13 protein-coding genes are annotated in these 12,024 nt (G+C 42.5%); 5 read left to right on the top strand and 8 right to left on the bottom strand.

Going from position 1 to position 12,024, the window contains the following annotated elements:
• Positions 1-35 precede the first annotated feature (35 nt).
• Positions 36-1,322, top strand: a complete 1,287-nt coding sequence (locus ACYQ2C_RS01030; RefSeq protein WP_460048146.1) for an HlyC/CorC family transporter — start codon at positions 36-38, stop codon at positions 1,320-1,322.
• Between the two features lie 194 nt (positions 1,323-1,516).
• Here the strand turns inward: ACYQ2C_RS01030 and ACYQ2C_RS01025 are convergent, their stop codons facing one another.
• The gene (locus ACYQ2C_RS01025; RefSeq protein WP_460048147.1) at positions 1,517-1,750 is read right to left on the bottom strand and encodes a DUF1289 domain-containing protein; all 234 of its coding nucleotides are present in this window, start codon (positions 1,748-1,750) and stop codon (positions 1,517-1,519) included.
• A 131-nt stretch (positions 1,751-1,881) separates the two neighbouring features.
• A complete protein-coding gene (locus tag ACYQ2C_RS01020) occupies positions 1,882-2,478 on the bottom strand; it encodes an NUDIX hydrolase (protein WP_460048148.1) in 597 nt (198 codons plus the stop codon).
• A 272-nt stretch (positions 2,479-2,750) separates the two neighbouring features.
• On the opposite strand from ACYQ2C_RS01020, the gene ACYQ2C_RS01015 reads away from it, so the two are divergent.
• Entirely contained in the window at positions 2,751-3,092 is a 342-nt protein-coding gene (locus ACYQ2C_RS01015) for a DUF3135 domain-containing protein (protein ID WP_460099153.1), read from the top strand.
• Between the two features lie 39 nt (positions 3,093-3,131).
• A complete protein-coding gene (locus ACYQ2C_RS01010) occupies positions 3,132-3,671 on the top strand; it encodes an NUDIX hydrolase (protein WP_460048152.1) in 540 nt (179 codons plus the stop codon).
• 124 nt (positions 3,672-3,795) lie between these two features.
• Here the strand turns inward: ACYQ2C_RS01010 and ACYQ2C_RS01005 are convergent, their stop codons facing one another.
• The 4 genes from ACYQ2C_RS01005 to ACYQ2C_RS00990 form a co-directional block, all read right to left on the bottom strand.
• A complete protein-coding gene (locus ACYQ2C_RS01005) occupies positions 3,796-4,116 on the bottom strand; it encodes an NGG1p interacting factor NIF3 (RefSeq protein WP_460099150.1) in 321 nt (106 codons plus the stop codon).
• Between the two features lie 120 nt (positions 4,117-4,236).
• Positions 4,237-5,544 (bottom strand): sodium ion-translocating decarboxylase subunit beta, encoded by a 1,308-nt coding sequence (locus tag ACYQ2C_RS01000; RefSeq protein ID WP_460048529.1) that lies wholly within the window; start codon positions 5,542-5,544, stop codon positions 4,237-4,239.
• 23 nt (positions 5,545-5,567) lie between these two features.
• Complete coding sequence (gene oadA / locus ACYQ2C_RS00995) at positions 5,568-7,352, bottom strand: sodium-extruding oxaloacetate decarboxylase subunit alpha (RefSeq protein ID WP_460099147.1); 1,785 nt, start codon at positions 7,350-7,352, stop codon at positions 5,568-5,570.
• Between the two features lie 40 nt (positions 7,353-7,392).
• The gene (locus ACYQ2C_RS00990; protein ID WP_460099144.1) at positions 7,393-7,635 is read right to left on the bottom strand and encodes an OadG family protein; all 243 of its coding nucleotides are present in this window, start codon (positions 7,633-7,635) and stop codon (positions 7,393-7,395) included.
• Positions 7,636-8,231: 596 nt separating this feature from the next.
• On the opposite strand from ACYQ2C_RS00990, the gene ACYQ2C_RS00985 reads away from it, so the two are divergent.
• Complete coding sequence (locus ACYQ2C_RS00985) at positions 8,232-9,242, top strand: tRNA dihydrouridine synthase (RefSeq protein ID WP_460048157.1); 1,011 nt, start codon at positions 8,232-8,234, stop codon at positions 9,240-9,242.
• A 319-nt stretch (positions 9,243-9,561) separates the two neighbouring features.
• Complete coding sequence (locus ACYQ2C_RS00980; RefSeq protein ID WP_460048158.1) at positions 9,562-10,248, top strand: fumarylacetoacetate hydrolase family protein; 687 nt, start codon at positions 9,562-9,564, stop codon at positions 10,246-10,248.
• A gap of 616 nt (positions 10,249-10,864) precedes the next feature.
• On the opposite strand, the gene ACYQ2C_RS00975 is transcribed toward ACYQ2C_RS00980, so the two are convergent.
• Both ACYQ2C_RS00975 and phaR read right to left on the bottom strand, forming a co-directional pair.
• Complete coding sequence (locus tag ACYQ2C_RS00975) at positions 10,865-11,293, bottom strand: phasin family protein (protein WP_460048159.1); 429 nt, start codon at positions 11,291-11,293, stop codon at positions 10,865-10,867.
• 204 nt (positions 11,294-11,497) lie between these two features.
• Positions 11,498-11,941, bottom strand: coding sequence for a polyhydroxyalkanoate synthesis repressor PhaR (phaR, locus tag ACYQ2C_RS00970; protein WP_460048160.1), 444 nt, complete (start codon positions 11,939-11,941; stop codon positions 11,498-11,500).
• Positions 11,942-12,024 lie beyond the last annotated feature (83 nt).

Here is a 12,024-nt window from a genome sequence, read left to right as displayed (position 1 = left end):
GCCACTCTTGACTAATCAACACAGGTTTTCCCCGCTTGAGCGATATACCCATTAGCACCCTTTTTGGCATTCTTGCTTTTTTAATTGTTCTCTCAGCTTTTTTCTCAAGCTCAGAAACAGGCATGATGTCCATCAACCGCTATCGACTAAAACACGCCGCCAATAAAGGTAATAAAGGCGCTAAACGTGTTGCCCGCCTACTCGATCGGCCAGATCGTTTAATTGGCGTTATCCTAATTGGTAACAACTTAGTCAATAATTTTACCGCAGCGTTGGCAACCATGATCTGCTTACGCTTATACGGAGAAGGCTATATCTGGGTAGCCAACATAATCCTAACCGTCGTCGTATTAATTTTCGCAGAAGTAACCCCAAAAACCGTCGCCGCACTGCACCCTGAGCGCGTAGCCTATCCTTTTAGCTGGGTTTTACAGCCGCTACTTAAACTGTTTTATCCAATTGTGCTGTTGGTTAACTTCCTATCCAACTCTTTAGCCCGCGTGTTTGGCGTTGACCCCGACAAGGCTCCAAAACAAGATCAGTTACATCCAGACGAACTCAGAACCGTAGTTGACGAAGCCGGTGACCTAATCCCTGATCAACACCAGGGCATGTTGCTTAACGTACTCGATCTTGAGAAGACCGTTGTCGAAGATATTATGATTCCTCGCAATGAGGTAGTAGGCCTTGATCTTAATGACGATATCGATCACTTGATGAACATAATTCGCACCACCGACTACACCCGCTTACCTGTGTATGAAGGCGACATCAATAATGTTATTGGTACCCTGCACCTGCGCCATGCATCACGCATTATTACCAGTGAAGGCAGCACGGTCACGCATGCAGCGATACGCCGTTACACCAGAAAACCCTATTTCGTGCATGAAGGCACACCACTGAGTAATCAGCTTCTAAACTTCCAGAAAGAAAAAAGCCGCATGGGAATTGTGGTCGATGAGTACGGTGAAGTTCAGGGATTGGTAACTCTAGAAGACATTCTCGAAGAGATTGTTGGCGACTTTACCACCAATACAGCCGAAGACTCTTACGAAGAAATTACCGATGTAGGCGAAGGCTGGTTTGAGATTGATGGTTCTACGTCAATTCGTGACATTAACAAGCATTTGGGATGGAAATTACCGACCGAAGGTCCAAAAACCCTGAACGGGCTTTCGGTTGAATTCCTGCAATCCATCCCTGACGGGTTGATCAGCTTCAAACTTAATGGCTATATATTCGAAGTCATCGAACTGAGTGACAAGGTTATTGTTAAGGCAAAAGTCAAAAAATCCAAATCCAAGAAGCCTCTAATTTAATACCTCAATTCAATGAGAGCTTTGAGCACAGCAAGGATGCACAGCCAAATCCAACAAGCATAAATCATCGAACTTGACTAAAAATTGGCTATCACGCAATTGCTTTTTGGCTTCCGGCTAGATCACGGATGAATCAATCATAGACATCTGCAAAGTGCGCCTAAAACTGAAGCTCCTACCTAAAACTGAAGCTCCTATAAAAACGGATTCAGTTTTTTTGCCCGCTCACGGCAATGCTCAAGCACGGCTAACTTATTGTCATCGGCCATTCTTCCCCACTGCGAAATCTCCGACCCCGTTCGATAACAGCCAACGCAGACGTCTTCATCGTTTAATACACAAACAGAAACACATGGCGAGTTGATTGGCTTAGCTCGGGCACCAGTATCTGATGAATCTTGACTTGGTTTGAATGATTTAAAGGTCATTTGCTTACAGACGGCGTAGGTTGTGGAATCGATCCGAGTTATAACACACTATCGAAACTCTGTTCACGCTTGAAGAGCTTATCTGGCAAAATCGGCGAACACAGCATTGATCTTAAAAAAGGGTTACCTAGTCAGTAGGTTCGCTCCGGGGCTTGATGTTCACGAGTTAAATTGACGTCAAACCCGTATTGCATCAAATCCACCAGTATCCGAGCTGTAAGGCCCCATATTTCATAGCACTCAAACTGCCAAGCTGGCGCCCAGTGATCTTTTCCAGCACGATGAAAAATATCTGTGCGCGTTCTTAAGTCTTCTCTTAAAAAACTCAAGGGTACCAAAAACACCTCGTCCAACTCGTCTTGATTAGGAATCAACACCGGCAGCGTTTCTATGATGCCGACCACCGGAACCACATTAACACCCAATTTCGACGCTCGAAGTGGCAGGCAGCCCATAAGCTCCACGGCACTGGGCTCTAAACCAATTTCTTCGTGGGTTTCGCGCAACGCTGTGGCAATTAAATTGGCGTCTTGGGGCTCCCACTTTCCACCGGGTAAAGCAACCTCCCCTGCATGAGACTTCAAATGACTTGCCCGTCGAGTTAACACCACTGAATAATCGTCACCAAAAGGTACTAATCCGACCAAAACGCCAGCATTTCGGATGTTTTTTTGCTGAACAAGCAGATTTTCGATAGAAAGCAAATTTTGCTTAAAAAAATTAGGCATAAGAAATATTTGTTATCTAACTCCTAGAAATTAACGATGATCAAGTGAATCATCAATGACTACCTGTATATGAATGATAGACGTCATAACAAGAGGCCAAAAATCCTTTTTAAAATGGCGAAAACGTTTTTCTATATAAGAAATTATTATTTAGGTCGCCAATTTCTGATTGATAGTATCAGGAATTGTTTAGTTCTTCTGGCTTCTTATAGCATTTGTTTACAAAGGACTGACACAAAGCCAGTATAGGAAATCACAAAGCGAGGCGAGCAATGCAAAAAGATCTACCCGATTTCGACACCTTAATGGAGTTAGCGAAAAACGATCCAACAGCGTTTGAGGCTCTTCGTGAGCAATATATTAACGCTGTCATCGAAAACTCTCCTGTAAATATGCAACGTCGCTTACGTGGATTGCAATTCCAAATCGACGCCAAACGTAAGACCAGCAGTACGCCGATGAAAGCCTGTATCACGCTGTCGGCTATGATGCACGACAGTTTTGATCGTCTGCGCCGGGTACTCAATGAGGGCCTAGACGATTTACCTGTAGAAACAAACCCAACAATCAGTGCAAAAATTTTAGCATTCGAGACCACAGCTGCCGCACAATAATTTAAGATATACTGCAAAACCTTTCTTTGGATTTATTTCATGAAATTTTGCAGTAACTGTGGCGCCAAAGTCAGCATTCAAGTTCCTGCAGGCGATGACAGAAACCGTCACGTCTGCATTGAATGCGAAACCATTCATTATCAAAATCCCAAAGTTATTACCGGTTGTCTACCCGTATTCGAAGACAAGATCCTACTGTGTAAACGCGCAATAGAGCCGCGCGCGAATCTATGGACCCTGCCAGCGGGTTTTATGGAAAACGGTGAATCTATAGAAGAAGGAGCATTACGAGAATCTTGGGAAGAGGCGCGTGTAAAAATCAGCAACCCATCTTTGTACCAAGTTTTTAGTGTTCCCTACATAAACCAAGTGTATGTGTTCTATAAAGGCGAGGTCGCTAATCAAGACTTTGGTCCGGGGCCAGAATCGTTGGAAGTTGAACTGTTCGATTTCGACCAAATCCCTTGGGATAAGCTCGCCTTCCCCGTGGTTCGAATCACTCTCGAAAACTATCTGACTGATTACTCGAACAATGTCTTTCCCGTGCATAACGATATTGTTACATCCAACAACGGCTAATTCCTTTGCAAATAGTCACTTTAATCGACGTGAAATAGACGGCCCTTAAGCACGAGTTATTTATTAGCTCAATCGACACATCAGCAAGCAATTATTCAGGAACGGGTTAGCAACAATAATTGGACTAAAGGTCCGCAAGCGTTAAAAACGGCAGCACTTGATAAGCGGGCTCTTCATAGGGATGAGCCTCGATCATTTTTAACACTGCCGTTTTAATCAGCGCCGCCTCGCAAACCAGCTCTAATCGAAACTCCGGCACTCGCTCCAATTCGCCCTCTTGCCCTAAGTATGGTTGGCTATTTGGCAAAGGCAAAAACTGCCCCTGACCTAGCACCTCCCAACAGCAACAGGCGTAATCGCCAATTCTTCCAGCCCCCGCATCAAATAATGCAGATTTAACGGTTTCTTTGGACTCACTGGGAACATAAACAATGATTTTATACATAATCAAAAATCAACTTATAAACCACCAACAAAAAAGCCTACCACGCAACCGCAGTAGGCTCTTTAGAACAGTACTCTTTTTAGAATAGTACTGAATTTAGAATAGTGCTAAATGTGTTAATTAAGAACCTAAAAAGCTCTGCACCATGGATATCATCACACCAGCGGCAACCGCAGAACCAATAACACCCGCAACGTTTGGCCCCATGGCATGCATAAGCAAAAAGTTGTGTGGGTTAGACTCAAGACCAATCTTGTTGGACACACGAGCAGCCATGGGTACCGCAGACACACCGGCAGAACCAATCAACGGGTTAATCTTATGCTTGCTAAATTGATTCATAAGTTTAGCCATCAAAACACCCATTGCGGTGCCAATACCAAAGGCCACAATACCTAACGCCAAAATACCCAAGGTTTTAGGATCTAAGAACTTGTCAGCCGCTAGCTTAGAGCCAACCGAAAGACCCAAGAAAATAGTGGTGATATTGATCAATGCATTCTGGGCAGTATCGCTCAAGCGATTAACAACCCCACATTCTTTCATAAGATTACCGAAGCAGAACATACCTAGCAGTGGCGCCGCTGATGGCAGGAACAATGCGACCAAAATCAAAATCACAATTGGGAAGATGATCTTTTCAGCCTTAGATACTTCGCGCAGCTGACTCATAACAATTTCGCGTTCCGATTGCGTGGTTAACGCACGCATGATCGGCGGCTGAATCATTGGTACCAAAGCCATGTAGGAATAGGCAGCCACAGCAATCGCCCCCAGTAAATCTGGAGCCAGCAAAGACGCAACATAGATCGCGGTTGGGCCATCCGCGCCACCAATAATACCAATGGCCGCAGCATCTGCGATGGAAAAATCCATTAGACCGGCGGCGTTTAAGCCCACAGCACCAAGCACTGTGGCAAAAATCCCAAACTGAGCGGCAGCACCCAAAAACAATGTTTTAGGATTCGCCAATAACGGGCCGAAATCCGTCATTGCACCAACACCCATAAAAATTACTAGGGGCGCAACACCAGACGCAATAGCAACCGAGTAAAAGTTATACAACATGCCGTTGGTGAAACCAAAGTTCTCCGCCGTTTGCACGGCCGCCAAGTGAATTTCGGCGGTAGAATTCCCGTAAGCCGCTTTTAATAGTTTAAGATTTTGCCATTGCTCAACACCTAAAGCCTGAGCCATGGCTTTTAAAACTTCAGGATCACCACTGGCAATGGCAGCCTCGGCAGCCGAGAGCGCCAAGTCAGCCCCAGGAATATTGGCTAAGATTCCACCAAAACCGATTGGAATCAGCAGTAGTGGCTCAAAATTTTTCTGAATAGCGAGATACAACAACAGCATTCCAACCAAGATCATAATGATCTGGCCGCCGGTCATGTTGTACAAACCGGAGTCTTGCCATAGGGCTAGCATACTTTCCACGTGTAACCTCCGGTTTAGGCGAGGCTGAGTAAACAGTCGCCAACAGCAACCGAATCACCCGCCTTAACATCAATAGTTGTAACCGTACCGGCTTTTGGCGCAGAAATATTGGTCTCCATCTTCATAGCTTCCAAAATTATAAGCACCTCGCCCGCAGCAACGGCTTGGCCGGGTTTCACAACAATCTTAACAATGTTACCCGCCAGAGGCGCTGCTACTGGCTCACCACCGCTTACAGGTGCCGGAGTTGCCGCGGATGCCGAAGGCACTACAGCACCACCAATCGGCGCCAATGACGAAATATCTCCACCTTCAGCAACGGCAACGGTATAGCTCTTACCGTCAACGGTGACGGTGTAAATCTCTTCGCCAGCTTCATTTTTAACAGGCTCAGGCACACCCGGCTTAGGTTCAAAAGCAGAAGGATTATCACGATTTTCAAGGAATTTAAGACCAACTTGCGGAAACAAAGCGTAGGTCAAAACATCATCGATCTGACCTTCGCCTTTGGTCAACGCAATGCCCTTTTCAGCGGCAAGCTCTAGTAACTCGGTTTTTAACTTGTCCATTTCAGGCTCAAGTAAATCTGCCGGACGGCAAGTAATTGCTTCGGCACCATCCAACACGCGAGCTTGTAGCTGGACATTTACGGGGGCTGGAGTTGCACCATATTCACCTTTGAGCACGCCCTGAGTTTCTTTAGAGATCGATTTGTAACGTTCGCCAGTCAGCACGTTCAGCACCGCTTGAGTACCCACGATTTGAGAGGTTGGAGTTACCAAAGGAATAAAACCGAGATCTTCACGAACTCTAGGAATCTCTTCTAAAACCGCATCAAATTTATCGGTCGCACCCTGGTCACGGAGTTGGTTTTCCATGTTGGTGAGCATGCCACCGGGAACCTGCGCCGTTAAAATTCGTGAATCTACACCACGAAGCGAACCTTCAAATTTCGCGTATTTTTTACGAACCTCGCGGAAATACGCTGCAATTTCTTCGAGTAAATTCAAATCTAAGCCGGTATCGCGTTCGGTTCCTTCAAGAATGGCCACAACGGATTCGGTTGGACTGTGTCCATAAGTCATCGACATAGAAGAAATGGCGGTATCAATGTTATCGATACCTGCTTCGATACATTTCAATGCAGTAGCGGTTGATAAACCAGTTGTCGCGTGGCATTGCATATGGATTGGAATCGAGCAAGATTCCTTCAAGCGCTTAACCAACTCATAACCATAATAAGGTTTTAAGAGGCCCGCCATGTCTTTAATGGCGATCGAATCGGCACCGGTATCTTCAATACGCTTCCCCATATCAACCCACATTTCTAGATTGTGAACAGGGCTTAGCGTGAACGAAATAGTACCTTGAGCGTGCTTACCAACATCCTTAACGGCTTTAAGAGCAGTCTCTAAGTTGCGCATGTCGTTCATTGCGTCGAAAACACGGAATACATCTACTCCATTCACTGCGCAACGCTCAACAAACTTGGTTACAACATCGTCGGCGTAATGGCGATAACCCAAAATATTTTGACCACGAAATAGCATCTGCATGGGAGTTTTAGGCATAGCTTTTTTCAGCTGACGAATTCGATCCCAAGGGTCTTCGCCCAAATATCGAATACACGCATCAAAGGTCGCGCCACCCCAGGTCTCTAAAGACCAAAATCCTACTTGGTCGAGTTTCTCGGCAATGGGTAGCATGTCATCTAAACGCATACGCGTTGCAAATAACGATTGATGCGCATCACGCAAAACTACGTCGGTAATTCCTAGAGGTTTATTTTCGTTAGCCATAATGTTTCTCTGAGCTTAAGTATTCAAACAATCGAGGCAATCAGCGCTTACGATGCTGATCTAGTGCCGCTTGAATAACTTTAAATAGATGAGGGTCGACAGTGGCAGAAGCAGAAACTTCTGTTGAAGGTTGTTTTTCGGTAATCACGGGCGATGGCTGGAATTTGGCTATCACCGATGACATTACATTCATCGCAACCACCAGTAACGCCAAAAACACCATCACCGTTCCCATACCGAACAACATTAAGTCGAAACCCTGTTGTAATATCGAATCAGCCATAAGATCTATACCGACCTGCTTAATCAACTAAAGGAAACACTCGGAACTCGTTGAAATTATTAATAAAACAATCGTTTTTCAGACAAGCAAAAGACTCCCGCAGGAGTAAAAAGCCCCGTAAAATTTGTTTCAATTACAAAGAGTTAGAGCATCGAAAGTGTTCAGTCAATGTAGCGACGAAAAAATTTGTAGGCAAGTTTGCCCCAGAACTACAAACCCATTATCCAAAACTGAAAAATAAATTATTCTTATAGATCAAAGAGTTACATACACAGCCTGAAATTAGTACAATTCTTCATAGAAGCGTAATACAAGACATCTGTAGTTAACTCTATTTGTAACTACAAGGTTTATGAAACATAAACAGCTTATAAATCCACCGAATAGCAAAGAAAAAGAAACTAAATGTTTCCAAATTCGTTAAATAATCCCTAATTACGCACAAAAAGAAAAAATCTCTCCTAGAGCATGCTATTCAACGTCGTAGGATTTCAAACCCTTAAATAAAGAGGCTATAGAATCTAATTCGATTACAATTCGCCTTTCAAAATCATTAAGCGCACTGATCACATTCACATTGTCACAGAGTTACGCACTTGCTAAACAATCTCGCCAACAACAAATCTCGATCGCCAAAAGTCCTACTAGCACCGATGGAAGGTGTCGTTGACTTTCATATGCGAAAAATACTGACGGAAATTGGAGGCATCGATGGCTGCGTTACCGAATTTATTCGTGTAACCAATCACGCTCTCCCGTCACGAGTTTTTCTCAAACACTTCCCAGAGATTCTTAGTGATTGTGAGACCGAACACAGGGTTCCAGTGTCCGTGCAGTTACTTGGCAGCAATCCCGAGGCAATCGCCTTAAACGCGGTTAAAGCAAGTAAAATAGGTGCTAAAACCATCGACTTAAATTTTGGTTGCCCCGCCAAAACAGTCAACAAAAGTGAAGGTGGAGCAATTCTTCTAAAAAAGACTGACACCTTATTTAAAATTGTCAGCACTACCAAACAATCTCTACCTCAAGGCGTTAAACTTTCCGCGAAGATGCGCTTAGGTTATGAAGAAAAAATTGGCTTTTTAGAAAACGCACAAGCCTTAGAAAGCGCCGGCGCCGAAGAACTGGTTGTACACGCACGCAGTAAAGTCGATGGGTATAAACCGCCTGCCTATTGGAGCTACGTTAAGGCAATTCAGGAACAACTTTCTATTAATGTCATCATTAACGGTGAAATTTGGACGGTTGACGACTATTTTAAGGCGCGTGATCAAAGTGGTTGTGTTGATGTAATGATAGGCCGCGGCTTACTTGCCAAACCGGACCTCGCACTGCAAATAAAATGCGCCCTAAATGGTGAACCTATCGAAGCAATGCCTTGGTGTAAAGTTGCACACTATGTATTAAGGTATTTTTTGCAAACAACCTATACTCATCCCAATAAATTTTTAGGTAACCGACTAAAACAATGGTTATCGTATTTAAAATTAACCTATCCAGAAGCTCATGTACTTATGGAAGATATAAAACGCAGTAGAGACTTCGACTTTATTCATAACCGATTACGAATAGAAATAAACAACAATAAAATTGATGCAACAATTTAGAAGCCTCTGATTAGCCACAAAATTACTGAATTAGAATTTACTGCGTTAAAAAATAAAAACCACGAAACAAAAAAACATCACAGAACACAATAAACCAGATGTTTTCTATTATAAAATTAGCCTTTTAAGGGCATATATTTGCAATTTAAATATAAATCTTTATACATTATAATTGCGCCCTCAAAGATTGGTTAAATCTAAACCAATTCAGTTTTAAAGAGTGTTTTACATAAAAATAAAACCAATAATATCAATACGTAATAATAGAGATAATTAATACACGCTTTTTACTTTAACTACAACTCAACAGGTACCCGCTATGACCATGGTATTTCCGGCTACAGAGCCATCAACCCTACCTGTAGTGGGCAGCGACCATCGCTTTCCCGTAAGACGTATTTACTGTGTTGGTCGAAACTATTCCGACCACGCCATCGAAATGGGTGCCGACCCAAACAAAGAACCACCCTTTTTTTTCACCAAACCTGCGGATGCTGTGGTTCCACCCAATCACCCTATAAAATATCCCAGCAAGACCGAAGAACTGCATCATGAAGTGGAACTGGTAGTTGCTCTTGAGCGCGGCGGCACGAATGTTTCAGTTGACGCCGCAACCGCAATGATTTTCGGTTACGCTGTTGGTTTAGACCTGACTCGACGCGACCTGCAAAAATCTGCCAAAGAAAAAGGACACCCTTGGTGTACAGCAAAAGCGTTTGATCATTCTGCCGTGGTTGGCGCAATAACCTCACATAAAGATTGCGGACATCTCAACGAAGGATTAATTACCTTAAAAATTAACCAAGAGTTAAAACAATCTGGAAATTTAAATCAAATGATTTGGCGAATTCCAGAAATCATTTCTAAACTCTCGGAATATTTTTCACTGCAACCCGGTGATTTAATTTTTACAGGTACACCAGCCGGAGTTGGCGCACTAGAGCGTGGCGATAAGCTAGAAGCTAAAATTGATAAGCTATCGGTACTTGTGACACACGTCGAATAAATAAAAAAAAGCCCGGGGAGTACCCGGGCACAACTACAAGCGCTACAACAAGACGATGGATATCAAATCTCAACTTTACTTTAATAGCTTAACGCCAAATCAGATATCTAAAATTTTCTATCGAAGGCTTTAAGTATTTTCATCAATTAAAGCCTTTAAATAAATCTCACAAATCTAGAATATTAAATCTCGGAAAATTTTCTTTAACTTACTGACATAATATCCAACTAAAAGAAAAATATTACGAGCGCAGCCTGCGAAAACCTTGATGATTCCCTGCATCAATACCAGCATATTTTTGGTACATGCAATTCTTTAGAGGTTTAAACTCGTTAAACGATACATCTAGAAAACTCTAAAGCATCTTTTATACGGTTACATATTTTGATGAGCAGCTTGTGGTAACAATTATTTTATTATTTTAATAAACATCAACAAACAAAACTAAAATTTTTTACTAAATTTTATTAAACAATTTAAATACTATTAAATAAATCGTCTTAACACTTAAAAAAACCTTTCGCATTAAAACACTTTATTTAATAAAACTTCTAAACCTAATAAGAATTTTTATTTCAACTCCCTCGGGTAAAAAATTACCCAAGGGAGTTTTTATTTAGCTAGCAGCTTCTTCATCCTTAGGTGCTGGCGCCTTAGCTTTCGCTGGAGCTTTTGCACGAGGAGCAGATTTTGCAGCTTGCGGCGTTGTTACTGCCGCTTCAAACTTTTTTATTTCTGAAAATGCTCCATTAAAGAGTTCTGACATTTTTTCAGAAGTATCAGTCATCAGAGCGTAGGTTTCTTTTGCGCTGGTCATCATTTTTTCTTGAAGACCTTCAGCGTAAGATTTTTGTGTTTCATAAATACCAGCCAAATCTTTCTGAGACGCAAGATCTTTCGCGTACTCGATGCTGTCATTCATTACACCGGTTAGAAGTGAAGTTTGCTTTTCAGCAAATTTTTCTAAAACCTCAGCATTGATAGTCATCATTTCACTGAATGGTTTAGAAGCTGTCTGCGCTTGTTCTACAATTTTATCAAACATGAGTTTCTCCTGGTACCTATTAGATGCTAAACGCCATTATTGCTAAACGCTTTCAATGCATAACATTTTTGTAATGCCGCGCCTTGATGCTGCAGCGCACAATAAAACTGTGATGATAATAGGAGGAACGTATTTTTAGGTCAACCACTTTTTGCTGCTTTGCAGCAAAAAGCACTTACAGATTTTAAATAAGAGAGAAAACTCTTATTCCTCAGAGTTTTTATCAGCATTGTGCTTGGAGATTGTTCGCCAAAAATCCATATTCTTCTCAAACATTTGGCCAAAGATTCCAATAGGAGAAGTATCTAAGATGTTGCGCATAACACTTTGCATAGCATCTTGTTGCTCTAGGAAATTCGCCATGCTTTGCTCAAGATACATGCGCAAAAACACCTGCATGTCTGAATCGTAAAAGCGGATTAACTGCTTAAGTACTTGATTGGTAAGAACAGATTGCTGATCGTTAGACTCCTGCTCAGAGATGATCTGAAGCAGAATACTCTTGGTGAGATCATCCTCGGTTTTAGAATCAATGATTTGAAACTCATGATGCTGCATCACCAAAGTCTTGATGTACTCCAAGTTGATGTATTGGCTTTGAGAGGTATCGTACAGTCGTCGATTTGGGTACTTTTTGATGATAATCACTTAGAGTCTCGCACAGTATAAATATCAGTGAGTATAGCGACTTTAGCTAAGCTGGACAAAAGAGACTCAAACATGCCTCAATT

The organism is Sessilibacter sp. MAH3, from assembly GCF_054658275.1.
Note: the sequence above shows the minus strand (reverse complement) of the source record. Positions and strands in the feature narration are given on the sequence as shown.

Excerpts from the sequence above, each read along its gene's own strand:
- ACYQ2C_RS01025 (WP_460048147.1), bottom strand. The coding sequence starts at position 1,750 with ATGACCTTTAAATCATTCAAACCAAGTCAAGATTCATCAGATACTGGT.
- ACYQ2C_RS00980 (WP_460048158.1), top strand. The coding sequence starts at position 9,562 with ATGACCATGGTATTTCCGGCTACAGAGCCATCAACCCTACCTGTAGTG.
- ACYQ2C_RS01010 (WP_460048152.1), top strand. The coding sequence starts at position 3,132 with ATGAAATTTTGCAGTAACTGTGGCGCCAAAGTCAGCATTCAAGTTCCT.
- oadA (WP_460099147.1), bottom strand. The coding sequence starts at position 7,352 with ATGGCTAACGAAAATAAACCTCTAGGAATTACCGACGTAGTTTTGCGT.
- ACYQ2C_RS00990 (WP_460099144.1), bottom strand. The coding sequence starts at position 7,635 with ATGGCTGATTCGATATTACAACAGGGTTTCGACTTAATGTTGTTCGGT.
- ACYQ2C_RS00975 (WP_460048159.1), bottom strand. The coding sequence starts at position 11,293 with ATGTTTGATAAAATTGTAGAACAAGCGCAGACAGCTTCTAAACCATTC.
- ACYQ2C_RS01005 (WP_460099150.1), bottom strand. The coding sequence starts at position 4,116 with ATGTATAAAATCATTGTTTATGTTCCCAGTGAGTCCAAAGAAACCGTT.
- ACYQ2C_RS01020 (WP_460048148.1), bottom strand. The coding sequence starts at position 2,478 with ATGCCTAATTTTTTTAAGCAAAATTTGCTTTCTATCGAAAATCTGCTT.
- ACYQ2C_RS01000 (WP_460048529.1), bottom strand. The coding sequence starts at position 5,544 with ATGCTAGCCCTATGGCAAGACTCCGGTTTGTACAACATGACCGGCGGC.
- ACYQ2C_RS01015 (WP_460099153.1), top strand. The coding sequence starts at position 2,751 with ATGCAAAAAGATCTACCCGATTTCGACACCTTAATGGAGTTAGCGAAA.